Genomic DNA, 19,626 nt, shown 5'->3' on the forward strand with positions numbered 1-19,626 from the left:
CGGGGAAATGTTGATCCGGCAGGGGGATCAGGCGTTGACGGTCACGTTGATACGTGGCGTTCCGGCCAGCACCGACAGGGCGTCGGCATTTTCGATGGTGATGTATTTGCCTTTCACGCTGAGAATTTCGCTTTTCTGGAAGCGGCCCAGCAGGCGGCTGATGGTTTCCACCGTCAGGCCGAGGTAGTTGCCGATGTCGCCACGGGTCATGGTCAACCGGAACTCGCGCGGTGAGAAGCCACGTTCCGCGAAGCGACGCGACAGGTTGTAAACGAACGCCGCCAGGCGCTCTTCGGCATTTTTCTTCGACAGCAGCAGGATCATGTCCTGGTCGCCTTTGATCTCGCCGCTCATCAGCCGCATGATCTGCTGACGCAGGTTGGGCATTTTGCCGGACAGATCGTCGAGGGTCTCGAACGGGATCTCGCACACCATCGAGGTTTCCAGCGCCTGGGCGAAGCTCGGGTGCTTCAGGCCGCCGATGGCATCGAAGCCCACCAGGTCACCCGCCAGGTGGAAACCGGTGATTTGCTCGTCGCCTTGCTCGGTGATGGTGTAGCTTTTGATGGTCCCGGAACGGATCGCGTACAGCGATTTCAGCTCGTCGCCGGCCTTGAACAGGGTCTGGCCTTTCTGGATGGGCTTTTTCCTCTCGATAATGTTGTCGAGCTGGTCCAGCTCGTGAGCATTAAGGGTGAAAGGAATGCACAGCTGGCTGATGCTGCAGTCCTGGCAATGGATCGCACAACCACCAGACTGGATACGACGAATCACGCGTTTTTCCGGGATCATAGATTACGCTCATTCAATAATTGATATGAGTCAATTTTAACATCTTTTGCTGCAGCTGATAAGGGTGGCATTAGCATGAATAGGGGTATTGTGTGCGAATTTTGCGCACACATGCCGCCGATTATTCTGTATGGGACTGAAGTTATGAGTATTATTTGTGACTTATGCGTTTTATTCACACAAGCTATTAATAGTACCCAAGTGGGCACGCGCGCGGCGAAGAGCAATGTGTTTTATTAAGCAGCGCCAAACAATGGCGCTGGATAGGTGGCTACAGCAAATTTTTCGGCAGGTAGCCTTCGTGCTGCAGCAGCCACTGCTTGCGTTGTACGCCGCCGGCATAGCCGGTCAGCGCGCCCTGCGAACCGATCACTCGGTGGCAGGGCACCACGATGCTGATCGGATTTGAACCGTTGGCCATGCCGACCGCGCGCGAGGCAGTCGGACGGCCGATGCGTTGCGCCAGTTGGCCGTAGGTCAGGATCTCGCCGCAGGGGATTTGGCGCAGCTGTTGCCACACGGTGCGTTGGAACTCGGTGCCGGCAGTCATCACCGGCAACCGATCGATAATGCTCAGTTCACCGGCGAAATAGCGCTGCATGGCGTCGGTCAGCCCGCTGGGATCGCGCTGTTCGCGCAGGGTGAAGCGATCGGCGCGGTAGTGGGTATTCAGCAGCTTCATGAGGCGCGCTTCGTGATCGGTCCAGTCAATCGCCCGCAGGCGCCCCTGTTCATCGGCAATCAGCACCAGTTCACCCACCGGCGTAGCGGTACGATCAATCAAAAAAGTCTGCATCTGGATCACTCCTCGGTTTAGTGTGGGGATTATCGCATGAAACGGAGGGAGACGATGGCGGATTTCGGACATGTTGATGGGCAACCGCAGGGTTACCCAAATAGGCGGCTCAGGGGAAGCCAGGGAGTCATTGTTCGACGAATTTATAAAATAAATTTATAAGTTATCAAGACAAGTTGTTTCTTGTTTATTATTTCATCAAGCATTGACACATTGGGGTTACTTATAGCTGATGGTCACACGCTTTAAATGGGGATTGTTATTCACCATTTCACTGGTGACGGCAGAGACTAATTCTTTTGGCATCTCTTTTAACGAAGAAGAAATATACCCGTTCTGATATTCCGTCACTTTGCCGAAACAGTTGGAGATAAGCTGTTCATCCTGATGTGTGATGGCGCAGGTTGGCGTAGTAATGGCGCCGGTGAAGCGCACGACGCCGGAGGCGACCTGGCTTCCGGAAAGCGGTTTTGCTTGCAGAGCGAAGGGCAGAATGACCAATGCGCTTAATACGGCTAAGTAATGGTTCATACGCTGTTCCTCTTAGAGTAAAGAATGCTGCCAATTAAAAACAAGCATGCTTGTTTTCATTAAATAAGCTATTTCGTGTGGCGAAATAAAAACGAATGGGCAAAATTCCTACTGCCTTCATCCAATGGATTTGATAATAGGGAGGTAGGGTGAGCAAAACCATGATTTGGATCATAGTGAAGACCGGTTAATGGTTTCCGGTGTGGGCAGGGTAAAAGGCTGTGATCGTTCTCTCAGGAAAGCGGGGAATGGCGGGATGTTTTCGCCCCCGTGGTGTAACGGCAGGAACCGGGGGCGAGAGCGGGCTTACAGCATGCCGCTGCTGCCGCAGATGCGGATCTTTTCCGCTACCACTTCTTTCATCGCCAGCTTGCCGGGGACGATGTATTTGCGCGGATCGTTAGCATCCGGGTGCTGCGAAAAGTAGCTTTTTACCGCATCAGCGAAGGCGATTTTCAGTTCGGTAGCGACGTTGACCTTGCAGACGCCGAGCGAAATCGCGCGCTTGACCATCGCTTCCGGAATGCCGGAGGCGCCGTGCAGCACCAGGGGCACGTCCACCTGTTCGCGGATCAGCGCCAGGCGCTCGAAGTCCAGCTTCGGCTCGCCGTGATACAGGCCGTGGGCGGAACCGATCGCCACCGCCAGCGAATCGATGCCGGTGGCGGCGACAAACTCGCGTGCTGCCATCGGGTCGGTATAGAAGCTGTCCGCGGTATCGACGATCAGATCGTCTTCCTGCCCGCCCAGGCGGCCCAGCTCCGCCTCCACGCTGGCGCCATAGCGGTGGCACAGGGCCACTGCGGCGGCCACCTTGGCGATGTTCTGCTCGAACGGCAGATGGGAACCGTCGATCATCACCGAGCGGATACCGCTTTTCACCTTGTGCTCGATGTCGTCCAGCTCTTCGTGATGATCCAGATGCAGCGCCAGCGGCAAATCGTAGCGGTGCGCGGCCGATTGGCAAATGCCGATCAGGTAGTCGGTGCCGGCGTAGCTGAAGGTGCCGGGCGTGCCGGCCATGATCACCGGTGAGCGCAGCTCGGCGGCGGTCTCCGCCACCACCTGCACGGTTTCCAGATTGTGGACGTTAAACGCCGGAACGGCGTAACCCTGGCGCTGTGCCTTGAGCAGCATTTCTCGATTGGCTATCAGATACATGGGATCTCCTTACAACTCAGGGGAGGGAAAACGGTAAATCGTCACGCCTTTCACCACCCGGTTGACCTCGCCGGTCGGGCAAGGGTTGTCCGGGGTCAGCCCCAGCGCCAGCGAACTCTCGAAGGCCAGCATCTGGGTGAACAGCAGATACGGGAACAGCAGCCAGATATCGTCAGCCGCGTCGTGCATATTCAGCAGAGCGTCGGACAGGGGTTGGCGTTCGCCGGTCAATCCGACCAACTGCATCGCCAGCCCGTCGCGCTGCAGCTCGTTCCACAGATCGCGGTCATACTGGCGGGCGTAGTCGTCGTGGGAGAACATCAGCACCACCAACGTCTGGCCGTCGACCATGAATTTCGGGCCGTGGCGCAGGCCGAGCGGCGAGTCGTAGCGTGTAACGATGCGGCCGGCGGTCAGCTCCAGCATCTTAAGTGAGGCCTCTTCGGCGAGGCCGGTAAAGCAGCTGCCGCCGAGGGTGATGTAGCGGCGGAAGCCGCTGGCGGCCAGCGCTTTCACCTGCGCCTGCAGCGTTTCACGCAGTTCTCGGCAGCGCTGCACCATGGCACTCAGCGGTGCCTGGGCGGCCTCGAGCGACGTTGGGCCGAGCAGCAGCGCGGCGCTCAGCATCATGCAGCTGAAGCTGGAGGTCATGGCGAAGCTCTGATCGTTGGAACCTTGCGGCATCACCAGCGAACAGACGTTGTCACGCCGATGCGCGTACTGCGCCAGCCGGCTGTCCGGGTTGCACACTAGCATTAGGTGATAGCTTTCCGGCAGCAGCTGGTCGGCCAGCTCCACCGTCGCCACGCTTTCCGGGCTGTTGCCCGAGCGGGCGAAAGAGACCAGCAGCGTCGGCCGATCAGGGTCGAGATACTGCAGCGGGTTGGCGACGATATCGGTGGTGCCGTAGGCTACCACGTCGCGGCCGGTGCGTTCGCGCAGCCAGGGCGCCAGGGCACGGCCGGCAAATGCCGAACTGCCGGCGCCGCACAGGACGATCTGCAGGCGCGGATTGGCCAGCAGCGGCGCCAGGAACGGCTGCCACTGCGCCTGTTGATCCTGCAGCTGCCGGTGCAGCGCTGCCCACAGATCCGGCTGTTGCCAAATTTCTGCGGCGGTGTGCCAGGCGTTGCGCTGCTTCAGCCAATCCGCCTCGTAAGAGAAATACGCGTTCATGATGACAGCTCCTTAAAAAGCCTCGGTTAACGGTCGGCGATAATCACGTCGATCCCTAAATGGTGCAGCGCCTGCAGGTAGTGCGCCGGAATGCGGCTGTCGGTGACCAGACGGTGGATCTGGCCGATTTCGCGGATCATGCAAAAACTGGTGCGGCCGAATTTGCTGGCGTCGGCGATGGCGATCACTTCACGCGCCACCTCGCACATCACGCGGTTCAGCTGCGCTTCGCCCGGATCCGGCGTGGTGATGCCGCTCGTGAGATCGAAACCGTCGACGCCGAGAAACAGCTTGTCGAACCGGTATTGGCGCAGCTGCTGTTCGGCGGCAGGGCCGTAAAGCGACCAGGCTTTGCGGCGCACGCTGCCCCCGACCACCATCAGATCGATCTGCTCGTTGCTGGCTAATTCGAAGGCGATGTTGAGCGCGTTGGTCATCACCACCAGATCCTTTTTCCCCGCCAACTGCGGCGCCATCTGGCTGGTGGTGGAGCCGGAGTCGAGGATGACGGCATCGCCGTCTTCAATCAGCGCCGCGGCCGCGCAGGCGATGACGTGTTTTACGTCGCGATTGAGGCGGCCCTTGTCCTGCAATGGGCGGTCGAAGGCGAACTGTTTGTTCAACATGGCGCCGCCGTAGGCGCGCACCGCGCAGCCGTGCTTTTCCAGCTGGCGCAGATCGCTGCGGATGGTGACGCTGGACACCGAAAACTGCTGGCTGAGCTGCTCCACGCGCACCGTGCCCTCGCGGCACAGCTGGTCGATAATTAATTCCCGGCGTTTTGCGGTATTGATCATTAACGCAGACTCCTGATTTACCTGTAGCCGTGCCCGACCGCGGCTTAATAAGCCGCAGCGATACCGACCGGAGCGCTTTCAGTAGTTCGTGGCGAATTACAGCAAACGAAACACTGAAATGCAATCGATTAATTTTAAAATATCTATATCTATCAGATGTTTATATTTAATTTTGCTTTCAGTTTAATGCCAACCGAAAGCGGTGTTAACGCAAAGTGAAAACGGCAAATTCGTTATTTTTCAGTCGCCAATTCCCGGCATTTAATTATTCAGCCCGTCGAGGCCGAAAGCCGCAACGATCGCTCGACAACCGCCGGGCTTTCACTGTTTTTTTATGCCGGCGCGCGTAAAAGCGCCGCGCCGCGTACGCCGCTGCTGTCACCGTGCACCGGCGGGAACACCGCCGCCGGTTCCACGCCCGGCAGCAGCCAGCGCCGCATCGCCGGCGGCAACAGCCGGTAAAGCTCGCCGACGTTGGACAAGCCACCGCCCAACACGAAGGCATCAACATCCAGCAGCAGCTGTAAGCCGGCCAGCGCGCTGGCCAGAATGTCGACGTAAATCGTCATCAGCCGATGCGCGAGCGCATCACCGGCACGATAGCTGGCGACCAGCGCTGGCACGTCGGCGGCCGGATGGGCGAAATGGCGGCTCAGCGCCAGCAGTCCGCTGCCGGAGACGTAGCGCTCAAAGCAGCCGGTCAGCCCACAGTTGCAGCCGAACAGCGGCAGATCGTAACGCTGCGCCAACTGGGCCGAGATCGGCATATGGCCCCATTCACCCGCCACGCCGCTGCGTCCCTTATGCAGTTGCCGGTTCACCACCAGGCCACCGCCGGCACCGGTGCCGATGATGGCGCCGAACACCAGCGGCAGGTGTGCGGTTTGCGGCGTACTGGCTTCCGACAGCGCGAAGCAGCGGCAATCGTTCTCGATGGCGATCGGCCGCGCCAGCGCCTGCGTCAAATCATCCGCCAGGCAATGCCCGGTCAGGCAGGGCACGTTGACCGCCAGCTGGCGGCGGCTGACGGGATCGGTGATCCCCGGTAAACCGATGCCGATGCTGCCGCGCGTATGCAGTTCGCGATCCGCCTGCTCGACCAGCCCGGCGATGCAGGCCACGAATTCGCCGTAATCTCTGGTTGGGGTGCGCACCCGCTGGATCAGCACCTGATTGAGCCGGCGATCGTAAGCGGCCATTTCAATCTTGGTGCCGCCGATGTCGAAGCCGTAACGCATCTCTGTCGTGGCCATGCTTCAGGCTCCGTTCAGGGCGATCACCGCCGCTTCACGGCGTGCGCGTTCGGCGGCGAACACCATCAGGTGGCTCTCCAGCGCTTCGGCCGGGCCGGCCAGCACCTGGCTCGGATCGTTGGCGCGAATGGCCGCGATAAAGTGCTGCATCAGGTAGTAGTCGCCGCCGCCGTGGCCGCCCATCGCGTGCAGATCCTGGCCGGCGTCGGTGTCGTAATGCGTTTCGCCGTCGTCGAGGAACGAGGTGATGCGGATATGGCGGCCGTCGCCTTCCAGGCAGCCGCGGCTGCCGAAGATGCGGGTGTGGCGATCTTCGTGGCGAGTGAAGGCCGTCATGGTGAACGACGCAGTGCGGCCGCCGGCGAACTGCATGTTGACCACCTGATGGTCGACCACGTTATTGTCGCAGCGGTAGACGCAGCGGCCGTAGGGCCCGTCGCGCAGCGCCGCCCGCAGCGTCGTCTGGTCGGGTTCCGGCGTCAGCACCCGCAGAAAACCGGGCGTGGCCTTGTGGTCGTCGCCCAGATAGATGCGTTTGGCGGAATAGGGACAGGCTGCCTCCACCGCGCAATCCAGGCAGTTGTCCGCCGCGCCGGCCGGTTGGTTTTCCTGGTGGAAGTGGTGCAGGTTGCCGAAGGAGCTGACCTGTTCGCAGGGCTGTTCCATCACGTAGCGGATCCAGTCGATGTCGTGGCAGGATTTCTGCAACAGCATAAACGCGGCCTGTTGATCGTTGCGCCAGTTGCCGCGCACGAAGGAATGCGCCTGATGCCAGTAGCCGACCGGTTCTAAGTGTTGCAGGCTGACGATGTCGCCGATCGCGCCATCGCGCAGCAGCTGTTTGAGCTTTTGGGTATAGCGGGTATAGCGCAGTACGTGGCCGACTGAGAAGATCAGCTTTTGGCGCACGACCTCTGCGACGATGGCCCGGCACTCGTCGGCGTCCGGCGACAGCGGTTTTTCCAGCAGCATGGCGTAGCCCTGACGGGCGAAGGCCAGCGCCGGCTCCAGGTGCATCTGATCCTGAGTGCAGATCAGCACCGCGTCGGCCAGCTTGCCGGCGTCGGCGGCCTGGCGCCAGTCGGTGAAGATGTTTTCCGGCGCGATGGCGTGCTGCACCACGAACGGCTCGCGGTAGGCATCGCGCGGTTCCGCCACCGCCACCACCTGCATCAAATCGGGGTGCGCCAGCGCATAGCGCGAGTAGATTTCACCGCGCGCACCGGCGCCGACGACCAGCACTCGCACCGGGCGCTGGGCAACGTTGTTGGGTTGTGTTGACGACATTGCTGATACTCCGCTGTTGTTATTTGAGGTTTTGGCCGCTGAGCTCGTCGAACAAATGCGCGCGCGTCAGATCGAATGCCAGATGAATGCTTTCGCCGAGGCGCGGCTCCCAGTCCGGCAGCGACGCCATGCGCAGCACGAAGCGCAGGTCAGCCAGTTCGCAGTGCAGCAACTCTTCGTTGCCCATGCGCTCGATGGTGACGATCTGCGCCGGGAAACAGTTGGCGCTGCCGGGCGCACACAGCCGCAGGGACTCCGGCCGGATGCCGAGACACACCCGCGCATGCGGGTAGTCGGCCAACTGCCGTTGCAGCGCCGGCGGCAGATCGAGCTGGTGCTGCAGGCCGATACGCAGCCGCACCGTTTGGCCGTCGCGCACGATCGCCAGATCGTGCAAATTCATCGACGGGCTGCCGATAAACTCGGCGACGAAACGGTTGGCGGGGTGGTGGTACAGATTGATCGGTTTATCCACCTGCATGATGGCGCCGCGATTCATCACGCAAATGCGATCGCCCATGGTCATCGCTTCGACCTGATCGTGGGTGACGTACACCATGGTGGCGGCGGCGCCTTCCTGCTTCAGCTGGTTGTGCAGTTCGATCAGCTGTACGCGCATCGACACTCGCAGCTTGGCGTCGAGGTTGGACAGCGGCTCATCGAACAGGAACACCTTGGGCTTGCGCACGATGGCTCGGCCGACCGCCACCCGCTGGCACTGGCCGCCGGAAAGCTGGCCCGGCTTGCGCTGCAGCAGGTTGGTGATCTCCAGTTTTTCCGCCGCGTCGCGCACCCGGCGGTCGATCTCGGCCTTGCTCTCTTTGCCGATCAGGCCGAACGCCATGTTCTTGTACACCGTCATGTGCGGGTACAGCGCATAGTTCTGGAACACCATGGCGATGCCGCGATCCTTCGGCATGCTGTCGTTGACGCAGCGATCGTGGATCAGGATCTGCCCCTCGCTGACGCTCTCCAGCCCGGCGATCATCCGCAGCAGGGTAGACTTAGCGCAGCCGGACGGGCCGACGAACACCATAAATTCCCCGTCTTCAATTTCCAGATCGACGCCGTGCAGCGCGTGGAAACCGTTGGGGTAGACTTTTTTAACGCTGTTTAACTGAATTCCGGCCATGTCGTTTACCTTGTCTGCGCGTTAGCCTTTCACCCCGGCGCTGGCGATGCCCTGGATGAAATAGCGTTGGAAAATAATGAACAGCATCAACATCGGGATCACCGCCATCAGCGCCCCGGCCATCAGCAACGGGTATTCCACCCCGGCGCGGCTGGAGAGCGAGGCGAGGCCAACCGGCAGCGTCAGCTTCTCGGTGGTGGTATTGACGATCAGCGGCCACATCAGGTTGTTCCAGCTCCACAGGCCATTGATGATGACGCAGGCGATAATGCCTGGCCGGATCAGCGGCAGCATGATGCGCCAGAAGATGGCGAAGTAGCTGTAGCCGTCGATCAAAGCCGCTTCTTCCATTTCCTTCGGTACCGCCAGGAAGAACTGGCGCAGCAGGAAGGTGGCGTAAACGCTGAAAATGCCCGGCAGCACCAACCCGGTGATGCTGTTGACTAGCCCCAGCTTCTGGACCACCAGGAATTGCGGGATCAGAAATGCCTGACCGGGCACCATCAGGATCGACACGCATACCAGAAACACCGCGTCACGGCCGCGAAAATGCAGGCGCGAGAAGCCATAGGCGGCCAGGGTAGCGATCGCCATCTGCAGGGTGACGGTGAAGAAAGTCGCCAGCAGCGAGTTGAGGTAAAAGCCGGCGAACGGGATTTCGTGCATCACCCGACCGTAGGCCTGCAGGCTAGGGTGCGCCGGCAGCAGCGTCAGCGGGATCTGAATGCTCTCGGCCTGGGTTTTCAGCGAGGTCACCAGCATCCAGATAAAGGGCACCACCGAGGCCAGCGCCGCCAGCCCCATAAACAGGTACACCAGCGTTTTCTTGCTTGCGTTCATGTGCAGCTCCTCAGCTGACTTTCAGGCGCTTGCCGATCGCCATTTGAATCAGGGTGATCACCAGCGTGACGGCGAACAGCACCACGGTGATGGCGGAAGCGTAGCCTTTTTCCTGCAGGTAAAACGCGTACTTGTAGAACAGGTTGGTGACGGTCATCACGTCGTTTTCCACCAGCGCACGGTCGAACATCAGGAACACCACGTCGAAGATTTGCAGGATCTCGATAAAGCTCATCACCGACACGAAAAACAGCGTCGGCACCATCATCGGCAACGTGATACAGAAGAAGCGGCGCAGGGTGCCGATGCCGTCGATATCCGCCGCCTCGTACAGCTGGCGCGGAATGCTCTGCAGCCCGGCCAGCAAAATGATGATCTTCAGCGCCAGCGACGACCAGATGATGATGATGGACACGCTGATGCGCACCACGTCCGGATCGGACAGCCAGGCGACCGGCGCAATGTGCAGCAGGCCCAGCGCCTGGTTGATCAGGCCGAAATCCTTGTTGAACAGCCATTGCCACACCATGGCCACCGCCGCAGGCATGGTGACCGCCGGCAGGAACAGCAGGGTGCGCAGCAGGCCTTTGCCACGGATGTTCTGATTGAGGCCGATCGCCAGCAGCAGCGACAGGCTCAGGCTGATCGGTACGCACACCACCACGTAGAACAAGGTGTTGGCGGCGGCGGTGTAGAAGTCGTCGTCTTCGAACAGGTTGAGATAGTTATCGACGCTGATGCTGCTCCAGCGCATGAACTGGTTCAGATCGGTAAAGCTGTAAAAAATGTTTTGCAAAAAGGGGATCAGGTAAAACACCGTCACCCCCAACAACAGCGGCAGGATCATCACCCAGCCCCAGAAGCGTTCGGCGCGTTCGAGCCGATTGAGCGCGGGGCGGGCGGTGCGCCGGGATGGTTTCAGGGTGACCGTAGCCGTTTCTGCCAGCGACATGTTGCCATTCCTCACCTATGACGTTCAGCGTGGGTCCACCGCGGCGCGCGCTCGGGGCTGCGCGCCGCGGCGGGGCGATTACTGCTCCATGACGCGCGCGATCTTCTTGACCGATTTGTCCATTTCCTGCTTAGCGTCCGCGCCCATAAAGATCTTCTTCAGGCTGGCGATCCACATGTTCTGCCACTTCGGCGTATTGGTGCCGGCGGTGGGGTAAGCCTGGGTCACTTCAAGGGTCTGGATATAAGGTGAAACGTCGACTTTCTGAATCTGCTGCGCCCAGACCTTGGCCGCCGTCTTGTTGGCCGGGATCACCACCTTGGCCAGCTCAGCCTGTGAGGCTTCGCTGCTCATGAAGGCAATATATTTCCAGGCGGCCTGCTTATGGGCGCTTTTGGCCGACATGGCGAAGGCCAGGCTGTGCGCCACGCCGGACTGGCGTTCAATTTTGGGCATCATCACCACGCCGATGTGGTCGTTGATCAGCGGGTTATTGGCGAACGGTGCCGCCAGCCAGGAACCGGCATAGACCATCGCCGCGCGGTTGGACTGGAAGATGTTCTCGGTTTTGACTTCGCTCATCTGCTGGGCGCTTGGCATCAGGCCGTCTTTCATCATGCCCTGCAGCTGCTGGTAGACCCAGAGGGATTTGTCGTTGGCGATGTCGGTGGGCTGGCCGTCTTTCGGCACGATGTGATTGCCGTTTTGGAACAGCAGGTTCATGTAGCTGTCCTGACCGTCGATGCTGAGATCCATCACCAGCGGGAAGGCCGTGCCTTTCAGCCCGTTTTTCAGCGCGGTAGCCTTGCTTTTCAGATCGTCCCAGTTCCAGTCGCTGGTGGGGTAGCTGACGCCGGCCTGATCGAACAGTTTTTTGTTGTACCACACGGCGATGGAATCGACGTCGCGCGGGATGGCCATCTGCTGGCCGTCGTACTGGTAGGCTTTCACCGAGCTGGCGACCACGTCGTCCAGCTTAAGGCCGCTGTCTTTAATATAGGGTGCCAGCGGCTCCATAATGCCGTTTTTGGCGTACTGCACAAAATAAGGCATATTGATCCAGAATATATCCGGCGCCACGCCGCCGGCGGCTGCGGAATCTAATTTAACGAAATATTGCGCCGAGGGGGTTAATTCTATTTCTATTTTTATATCCGGGTTGACCTGCTCAAATCGCTTAGCAATCTCCTGTTCGGATGATAATTGATTTCTGTCCCAAACGGCATAGCGCAATGTTATTTTATCTGCGGCGTGGAGCAGCGTGGGTAATAATATTGCACTGGCAATAATAGAGTGCGCCAGCAGGCGGCCGGTATTTTTTATCGGTGACATTGCTTTCCCCTCGGTGAGCGACGAATAGCGTTTTTCGCAACGTAAATTCTTTCTATCCCTTAACTTTCAATGTGTCAATACACCCCCAAACGCCCAAAAATGGGGCGTTGATGTTTCATTGTTGTTAAAATCGAAAGGCTTTGACGGCCAAGTGAAAGGTGTGTTTATTCACAATTTGTTAACCTTTTGATGGTTTTTTTCCCCGGTGGCGCGGCATTTAGCGGCCTTCGCAGGCATAGGAATAACTGATAACCCTTGCACCATAATGGGGATTAAAAACATTTTTATTGTGCAAGCTTCTGCTTCTTTCATTTTTGTGATGCAAATAAACAAAAAAATCTTGCTGTGGCTGTCAGAGGAGGGTGCAGGAACGTTTTTTATTGCCGGCTATTGTCTGTGGCGATAAAAGACGTTAGCCTGAATTTCACAATATTGATTTATCCAAAATAAAGAGGGCCGATTATCATGCGCCTGTCTCTGGTATTTACGCATTGCCTGGAGAAAGTATTTCATTGCCAAAATATGCCGCCCGTTGCCGTAGAAAATCGGCTGAGCGGGTTAAATAACGAGGTGCTTTCCTGGCAGGCGGTGTACTGTTTGCAAACCCCGGGCAACGAGACTCGCCATGAGCTCAGTTATCAACTTGACGGACCGCTGGCGGCGTATATCAGCGTGCGCCAGGTGCAATCGGTACCGAGCGGTTTTCCCTGTTATCGCGAGATCGATGAGAATTACCTGACGACCGAGCCGGGGTTATTTCCCGATCCGCTGATACCGCTGCCGCAACGGCGTTTTTTTGCCGCCTGCCGCTATTATGGCAGCCTGTGGCTGACCTTGACGCCGCCGGCCGACGCGCAACTGGCTGGTGACTTTCCGTTGACCCTGCGGCTGCGGGATGCCCAGAGCGGCGAGGCGCTGGCCGAGGCCACGCTGACGCTGCATCTGGTGCCGGCGGCGTTGCCGCCGCAAACGCTGTTGCACACCGAGTGGTTGCACACCGACTGCCTGGCGGATTACTACCGTCTGGCGGTGTTCAGCCCGGATTACTGGCGCGCGGTGCGCAACTTTGTGCGCTGTGCGGTGCAGGCCGGGGTTAATATGCTGCTGACGCCGCTGTTTACGCCGCCGCTGGATACCGCCGTCGGCGGTGAACGCACCACGGTGCAGTTGGTGAGGGTGATGCGTTCGGCGCAGGGGTATGGCTTCGATTTCAGCCGCCTGGCGCAGTGGGTGGCGTTGGCGCAGGAAGAGGGCATCGAGCACTTCGAAATCGCGCCGCTGTTTACCCAATGGGGCGCGGCGCATGCGCCGAAGATCGTGGTGGAGGAGCAGGGCGAGGCGCGACCGCTTTTCGGCTGGCACACCGATGCGCAGGGCGAAGCGTACCAGCGTTTTCTGCAGGCGCTGCTGCCGGCGTTGACCGCCTGGTTCCGCGAACGGGGGCTGGAACGGCAGGTGTGGTTCCATGTTTCCGATGAGCCGACGCTGGACAACCTGGCGGCCTACCAGCGCGCCAGCGCCGCGCTACGCCCATTGCTGGATGGCTTTCGCACCTTCGATGCGCTGTCGGATTTCGCTTTCTATCAGCGAGGCCTGGTGGAAATCCCGGTCGCTGCCACCGATCATATCGAACCCTTTATCGAACACCGGGTGCCTGGCCTGTGGGCCTATTATTGCTGCGTACAGAAGACCGAGGTCGCCAACCGGTTCTTCGCCCAGCCTTCGGCGCGCAACCGCATATTGGGCGTGCAGCTCTATCTGTACCGCATCGCCGGCTTCCTGCATTGGGGATTCAACTTCTATAACAGCGCTCATTCGCGCGAGCGCATCAACCCTTACGCCGTGACCGACAGCGGCCATGCGTTTCCCTCCGGCGATCCGTTCGTGGTCTATCCGGGCGAGGATCTGCAGCCGCTGGAGTCGCTGCGCCTGCGGGTGCTGCATCAGGGGCTGCAGGACATGCGCGCGCTGCAACTGCTGGAGAGTCTGACCGACCGGGCGACGGTGGAGGGGCTGATCGAACGCGAACTGGGCATGCGCATTACCTTCAAACGTTATCCGCACCAGGCCGGGCCGCTGCTGCGCTTGCGCGAAGCGGTGAACCGCCGCATCGAAGCGCTGCTGGCGCCGATGTGAGGGCAAGTGGGGGCGAAAATGCGTCTTTCGCTCCCAATTCGTCATTACTTTGCTATACCTGATAGTCGATGGATTCATTTTATTGTCATGTAACTGACACGTCAGAGTCACGGCTCTGGCTTAAGTTTGCAGCGACTACGTCAGGAGATAACGCGATGTTCAGCCTGGATTCTCTGTTGCAAGATGCATTTCCACACCGCAATACCCCTGCCTGGCAGCGCAGCCTGCTAAGAACCCTTCTCTTCGAAAAAGAATTCAAACAGTTCGCTGCCGACTATCCCCACCTGAAAGGGCTCGATCTGATCGAGCAGGTGGTGGACTACTTCAACCTCAGCTGCGAGCTGGTGGACGGCGATCTGGAAAACATCCCGAGCCAGGGGCCGGTGGTGCTCGTCGCCAATCACCCGATCGGCTCACTCGACGGCCTGGTGCTGCTGCGCGCCGTCGCGGCGGTGCGCCCGGATGTGAAAGTGGTGGCCAGCCAGCTGCTGACCTATATCGAACCGCTGCGCAACCTGTTCGTGCCGGTGGATAACGTCGCTTATAAAACCAGCCGCAAACAGATTGAAGGGATGCAGCAGCAACTGGACAATCAGGGCGCGCTGATCCTGTTCCCGGCTGGCGAAGTGTCGCGCATGAGCCCGAAAGGCATCCGCGATGGCCACTGGCATACCGGCTTTCTGCGCCTGGCCGCCAAGGCGCGCGCGCCGATCGTGCCGATCCACATCAGCGCGCGCAACAGCAACCTGTTCTACTTTACCTCGCTGGTTTATCGGCCGCTGTCGACGCTGCTGCTGGTGCGTGAAATGTTCCAGCAGCGGGGCGGGCGCATCAAGATCCGCGTCGGCGGCCGTGTGCCGTTCGCCAGCTGGCACGACGGCCACACCAGCGCCAAGGATCTGGCGGAGCGCTTTCGCCGCCACGTCTATCGCCTGGGCCAGGGCAAACCGGGGCTGTTCGCCAGCGAGTCGCCGATCGCGCTGCCGGAAGAGCGTCTGGAGCTGAAAAAGGCGTTGGCGAACTGCGAACGGTTGGGGGTAACGCCGGACGGTAAAACCATCTACCTCTATCGCCGCCGTGACGAAGCGCGTACGCCAATCCTGCGCGAGCTGGGGCGCCTGCGCGAGATCGCCTTCCGCGCGGTGGGGGAAGGATCCGGCCGCCGCCGCGATCTGGATAGCTACGACGACGATTACTACCACCTGGTGCTGTGGGATGAGGAAGAGCTGGAGATCGTCGGCGCCTATCGTTTTATTCCCACCGCCGAACAAATCGAACGCAAAGGGCTGGAAAGCATCTATAGCAACAGCCTGTTCCATTACGACCGCGATATGGAACCGATCCTGGCGCAGGGCATCGAACTGGGGCGCAGCTTCATTCAGCCGGCCTATTGGGGCAAGCGCGGGCTGGACTATTTGTGGCTGGGCATCGGCGCCTATCTGTCGAAATACCCGCAATATCGCTATCTGTTCGGCCCGGTGTCGATCTCCGGCGGCATGCCGCTGGCGGCGCGCGATTTGCTGATCGCCTTCTACCGGCTCTATTTCTCGCCGGATCACGCCTTCGCGCAGTCGCGCCGGCCTTATCCGGCGTCGCTGCCGCAGGTGTTGGCGCAGTTTGCCGGGGACAACTACCAGGAAGATCTGGTGCGGCTGAAGAGCCTGCTCAGCAACATCGGCTGCTCGATCCCGACGCTGTACAAGCAATACACCGAGCTGTGCGAACCGGGTGGGGTGCAGTTCATCGACTTCGGCACCGATCCGGCGTTCAACAACTGTATCGACGGACTGGTGCTGGTGGATACCACGCGGCTCAAGCCGTCGCGCTATCAGCGTTATATCGCGGTGCACCAGCCACAGCCAGCCGAGACGGCATGACTACAGTCTGACTCATGCCTTTTTGATCTAAGCACGACCTTGGGGCCGGCGACGGGATAGCGCTACGATAAACGTTTTGCTTTCCACCGCCGGAGCCCGTCATGCCCCATTCGTTTATCCCGCCGTTATTGTCCGACGATGAACCGCCTGCCGCCGCCGTTGAAATCCCGCGCGGCAAAGCGCCTTTTTTGCTGCTGTGCGATCACGCCGGCAAGGCGATACCGCAGTCCCTTGGCGACCTCGGTTTGCCGCCGGGGGAGATTGAACGCCACATCGGCTGGGATATCGGCGCGCTGAGCGTGTCGCGCCATCTGAGCCGCCAACTGGACGCCACGCTGATCCATCAGCGTTACTCACGGCTGGTGATCGACTGCAACCGGGCGCCCGGCATCGCCAGCTCGATCCCGCCTTTGTCCGAACTGACGCCCATCCCCGGCAATATCGGCATCGACGGCGAACACGCGCTGGCGCGCGAGCGTGAGGTATTTTTGCCGTATCACCACGCCATCGACGATCATCTGGGGCAACGCCAACTGCGCGAACTGCCGACGGCGGTGATCGCCATGCACAGCTTCACGCCGGTGTTCAAGGGCGAATCGCGCCCCTGGCAGGTGGGCCTGCTGTTTAACCGCTACCCGGAATTTGCGCTGCTGCTGGCCGAACTGCTGCGCGAAGAGGGGGATTTGCAGGTGGGGATCAACGAACCCTATGCGATGACCGACGCCACCGACTACACGTTGCCGGTGCATGCGGAACGTCGCGGTTTGCCTTATGTCGGCATCGAAATCCGCCAGGATCTGATCGCCGATGAACGCGGGCAGCAGGCGTGGGCGAAACGTTTCGCACGCCTGCTGCCGCAGGCCTGGCAGCGTTGGCAAATTTGACTTTAGGAATATTCCCAGAGATGATAACCGTAAGGAATACGTAATACGTCATTAGAAAAAAAGTCAGGAGAGACGTGTGGAGCACAGCGATAACGGACTGTTTATCAAACGGGAGCGTTTTGAAGTTCTGGCGATTCTGCGTGAAATTTGCAAACAACGCACGCCGCTGCGCGTAGAAAATCAGCAGCACCGGTTTCAAAGTCTGTTATTGAGCGTCGGGCCGGACAATATCGTGTTTAGCGGTGAGGAAGCGGAAAATGCCATCGACGGCGCCTGCACCATCGTGATTGAAAGCAACGACGCCAAAATCGAGTTTTCCGTCGGCCAGGCGGAACTGACCGAACATCAAGGCGTCCAGGCCTGCTCGACCCGGCTGCCGCAGGAGTTGGTCTACATCCAGCGCCGCCGTCAGTTCCGCATCACCACGCCACACTGGCGCCAATTCTTCTGTACCGGCGAATACCCGGACGGCACGCCTTATGAGCTGCGGATCCACGATCTGTCTGCCGGCGGCGTCGGTTTGCGCTTCGACGGGCCGCTACCGGATTTCTTCCAGCCGGGCCTGCAGTTCAAGAAAGCGGAGTTGGATCTGGGCAGCTACGGCAGCTTCAAGGTCAACATGGAGCTGGTGGTGGTCAACGACGATCAGGAAACCGACGATAACGATCAGGTGGTGCACTTCTCGCGCCTGTCATGCCGTTTCCTCAAGCTGGGGTTGGCGATGGAGCGCAAAATTCAGAGCGCCGTGTTCGCCTTCGAGCTGGATTTCAACAAAAAGAAAAAACGCTGATAGTGATCAGGGGCGGCACGCTGCCCCTGACTCTCCACCGGCCTTACGGCTTTAACGCCCGCAGGCTGCCGATTTCCTCCCAACCGAAATGTGCCGCTTCGGCCAGCACGTCGCACACTTCACCCCCGGCGGCGACCACGGCCGCGTCGAGCGCAGCGCCGTGCAGCAGATGGCTGACCAGCAATGCGGCGAACAGATCGCCGGTGCCTTTGACCGCCGATTTAACCTTCGGATGGGTAAAGCACTGTGTTTCCTGCCGGGTGACCAGCATCAATCCCACCTCGTCTTCGTGCTGTGCGACGCCCGGCGCGCTGGTGACCAGCACCCATTCGGTGGTGTCGTTCAACAGCGCCTGCGCGGCGTGCTGCGTCTGCTCCCGGCTGCTCAGTTGTCGGCCGCACAGCTGTTCCAGTTCAAAGCCGTTCGGCGTCAGGCCGTTGGCCAGCCGCAGGAACGGCGATCGATAGCAGTTGACGATGCGCTCATCCACGTAGATCCCTTCACCGTAATCGCCCATCACCGGATCGATATAGATTTTTATCTGAGGATTGAGCGAGCGCACCCGCTGCAGCCAGTTGGCCAGAATATGGCACTGCATCACATCGCCCAGGTAGCCGACAATCACCGCCCGGGTGCGCTTCATCACGCCGCGGGCAATCAGATCGTCGAGAAAGCCGCCGAACCACTCGCCGGAAATGACGCCGCCGTGCGGCTTGCCGTAATAGGGCGGGCAGCCGAACAGCACGCTCGGCACCTGCAGCGCTTCCAGCCCCTTTTTCAGCAGTGCGCGGTAGGCGATGCCGTTGCCGACGCTGCCGTAGACCACCTGAGATTGAATGCTGATCACGTCGATGGACGGTGACCGCAAGGGTGAAGACTGTTGCATGAGTTACATCCTTGGTTCGTTATTATCCAGCCAGCGTGCGAACACCTGCCGCGCGCGTTGTTCCAGCTGTGCGCCGTGGCACGCCGCCTGTTCGCGCAGGCTCTGTGGCGCAACGCCGGCCAGTTCCAGCTCGCAGGCATGGCCAATCAGCCAGCGTTCGATATCGCGATGATCCGCCTCCAGATGGAACTGCAGGCCGAGCGCGAACCCCTGATAGTCGAAAGCCTGATGTGGGCAAATCGCCGTGCCGGCCAGGCAGCGGGCACCGTCCGGGATCATGAACATATCGCCGTGCCAATGCAGCACCGGCGTATCGGCCAGCGGGGCCAGCACCGAGTCGTCTTCCGCCGCGAGCGTGCTCAGCGGGGCGAAGCCGATCTCTTTGACGCCGAGCGAGATCACGTCGGCGCCCAGTGCCTGGGCGATCACCTGCGCGCCGAGACAAACCCCGAGGGTCGGTCGCTGCTGCGCCAGGCGCTGTTTGACCAGCGCTAATTCATGGTCGAGAAAATCATAGCGCTGCTCACCGGAAAAGTGTTGGGCGGCGCTGATCGGCCCGCCGAGCACTACCAACAGATCGGTCTCTTCATTATTGATAGCACGAATATCATCGCGGCCGGCATCGTAATAGTCGATCTGATAGCCGCGCAGCGAGAGCAGAGAACCAAGGATACCCAGGTTTTCAAAATTGACGTGTCGAATGGCGACGGCTTTTTTCATTGTTCAACCTCGCTAGCGTGAGTGAAAGGGGTCAGCGCCAGCGACTCGCCCAGCACAGTGATGCCTTGCGCACCGCTCTGGTAGACGATGCGACGTTCGCTGACCTGGCTGAGCTGCACCTGATAACCCTGAGCGGCCGGGAACAGCGCGCACGCCTGTTCCAGCTGATCGGCTGCCCAGGGAGTGAACATCTGCAGGCGGGCAAAGGCTTTTCCTGCATACTGAATGTCGAGCACGTAATGTTTATCCATGGAACCCCTTACTTTTGGCCGCGGAAACGGGTA

At 59.8% G+C, this 19,626-nt stretch carries 19 protein-coding genes; 4 read left to right on the plus strand and 15 right to left on the minus strand.

All coding sequences use genetic code 11. From position 1 onward, the window contains the following. Positions 1–27: 27 nt before the first annotated feature. The 12 genes from WA302_RS14575 to WA302_RS14630 form a co-directional block, all read right to left on the minus strand. Positions 28–792, minus strand: a complete 765-nt coding sequence (locus tag WA302_RS14575; RefSeq protein ID WP_004938278.1) for an FNR family transcription factor — start codon at positions 790–792, stop codon at positions 28–30. Positions 793–1,063: 271 nt separating this feature from the next. Next, complete coding sequence (ogt, locus tag WA302_RS14580) at positions 1,064–1,588, minus strand: methylated-DNA--[protein]-cysteine S-methyltransferase (protein ID WP_025302963.1); 525 nt, start codon at positions 1,586–1,588, stop codon at positions 1,064–1,066. Positions 1,589–1,807: 219 nt separating this feature from the next. Beyond that, complete coding sequence (locus WA302_RS14585; RefSeq protein ID WP_043144071.1) at positions 1,808–2,119, minus strand: hypothetical protein; 312 nt, start codon at positions 2,117–2,119, stop codon at positions 1,808–1,810. A gap of 306 nt (positions 2,120–2,425) precedes the next feature. Further along, the gene (locus tag WA302_RS14590; protein ID WP_025302961.1) at positions 2,426–3,280 is read right to left on the minus strand and encodes a tagatose bisphosphate family class II aldolase; all 855 of its coding nucleotides are present in this window, start codon (positions 3,278–3,280) and stop codon (positions 2,426–2,428) included. 9 nt (positions 3,281–3,289) lie between these two features. Next, positions 3,290–4,456: an SIS domain-containing protein gene (locus tag WA302_RS14595; protein ID WP_043144075.1), complete on the minus strand. Its 1,167-nt coding sequence runs from the start codon at positions 4,454–4,456 to the stop codon at positions 3,290–3,292. A gap of 26 nt (positions 4,457–4,482) precedes the next feature. Beyond that, the gene (agaR, locus tag WA302_RS14600; protein ID WP_025302959.1) at positions 4,483–5,253 is read right to left on the minus strand and encodes a transcriptional repressor AgaR; all 771 of its coding nucleotides are present in this window, start codon (positions 5,251–5,253) and stop codon (positions 4,483–4,485) included. A gap of 332 nt (positions 5,254–5,585) precedes the next feature. Then, positions 5,586–6,491: an ROK family protein gene (locus tag WA302_RS14605; RefSeq protein WP_197770403.1), complete on the minus strand. Its 906-nt coding sequence runs from the start codon at positions 6,489–6,491 to the stop codon at positions 5,586–5,588. A gap of 18 nt (positions 6,492–6,509) precedes the next feature. Beyond that, positions 6,510–7,793: a Gfo/Idh/MocA family protein gene (locus tag WA302_RS14610; RefSeq protein ID WP_141998174.1), complete on the minus strand. Its 1,284-nt coding sequence runs from the start codon at positions 7,791–7,793 to the stop codon at positions 6,510–6,512. A 19-nt stretch (positions 7,794–7,812) separates the two neighbouring features. Beyond that, entirely contained in the window at positions 7,813–8,925 is a 1,113-nt protein-coding gene (locus WA302_RS14615) for an ABC transporter ATP-binding protein (RefSeq protein WP_025302956.1), read from the minus strand. Positions 8,926–8,946: 21 nt separating this feature from the next. Next, positions 8,947–9,765 (minus strand): carbohydrate ABC transporter permease, encoded by an 819-nt coding sequence (locus WA302_RS14620; protein WP_004938251.1) that lies wholly within the window; start codon positions 9,763–9,765, stop codon positions 8,947–8,949. 10 nt (positions 9,766–9,775) lie between these two features. Next, the gene (locus WA302_RS14625) at positions 9,776–10,717 is read right to left on the minus strand and encodes a carbohydrate ABC transporter permease (protein WP_025302955.1); all 942 of its coding nucleotides are present in this window, start codon (positions 10,715–10,717) and stop codon (positions 9,776–9,778) included. Between the two features lie 78 nt (positions 10,718–10,795). Beyond that, positions 10,796–12,049: an ABC transporter substrate-binding protein gene (locus tag WA302_RS14630; protein WP_336064338.1), complete on the minus strand. Its 1,254-nt coding sequence runs from the start codon at positions 12,047–12,049 to the stop codon at positions 10,796–10,798. 465 nt (positions 12,050–12,514) lie between these two features. Between WA302_RS14630 and WA302_RS14635 the strand changes: the two genes are divergently transcribed. The 4 genes from WA302_RS14635 (at position 12,515) to WA302_RS14650 (ending at position 17,736) form a co-directional block, all read left to right on the plus strand. Continuing rightward, positions 12,515–14,185, plus strand: coding sequence for a DUF4091 domain-containing protein (locus WA302_RS14635; protein WP_336064339.1), 1,671 nt, complete (start codon positions 12,515–12,517; stop codon positions 14,183–14,185). Positions 14,186–14,340: 155 nt separating this feature from the next. Then, on the plus strand, positions 14,341–16,062 hold the full coding sequence (gene olsF / locus WA302_RS14640; RefSeq protein WP_025302952.1) for an ornithine lipid synthase OlsF: 1,722 nt from the start codon (positions 14,341–14,343) through the stop codon (positions 16,060–16,062). A 101-nt stretch (positions 16,063–16,163) separates the two neighbouring features. Next, entirely contained in the window at positions 16,164–16,946 is a 783-nt protein-coding gene (locus tag WA302_RS14645) for an N-formylglutamate amidohydrolase (RefSeq protein ID WP_336064341.1), read from the plus strand. Between the two features lie 76 nt (positions 16,947–17,022). Further along, the gene (locus tag WA302_RS14650; RefSeq protein ID WP_025302950.1) at positions 17,023–17,736 is read left to right on the plus strand and encodes a flagellar brake protein; all 714 of its coding nucleotides are present in this window, start codon (positions 17,023–17,025) and stop codon (positions 17,734–17,736) included. 43 nt (positions 17,737–17,779) lie between these two features. Here WA302_RS14650 and pdxY read toward each other — a convergent pair whose 3' ends face one another. From pdxY to WA302_RS14665, 3 genes are read right to left on the minus strand one after another with little or no spacing between them, the layout of a single operon-like run. Then, entirely contained in the window at positions 17,780–18,622 is an 843-nt protein-coding gene (gene pdxY, locus WA302_RS14655; protein ID WP_025302949.1) for a pyridoxal kinase, read from the minus strand. A 3-nt stretch (positions 18,623–18,625) separates the two neighbouring features. Further along, positions 18,626–19,342, minus strand: a complete 717-nt coding sequence (locus WA302_RS14660; protein WP_025302948.1) for a glutamine amidotransferase — start codon at positions 19,340–19,342, stop codon at positions 18,626–18,628. After that, positions 19,339–19,593, minus strand: a complete 255-nt coding sequence (locus WA302_RS14665; protein WP_025302947.1) for a hypothetical protein — start codon at positions 19,591–19,593, stop codon at positions 19,339–19,341. The genes WA302_RS14660 and WA302_RS14665 overlap by 4 nt, the downstream gene beginning before the upstream one ends. Between the last annotated feature and the right edge of the window lie 33 nt (positions 19,594–19,626).

The sequence above is a fragment of the Serratia sp. 201 genome (assembly GCF_037027545.1).
GTDB lineage: Bacteria > Pseudomonadota > Gammaproteobacteria > Enterobacterales > Enterobacteriaceae > Serratia > Serratia bockelmannii.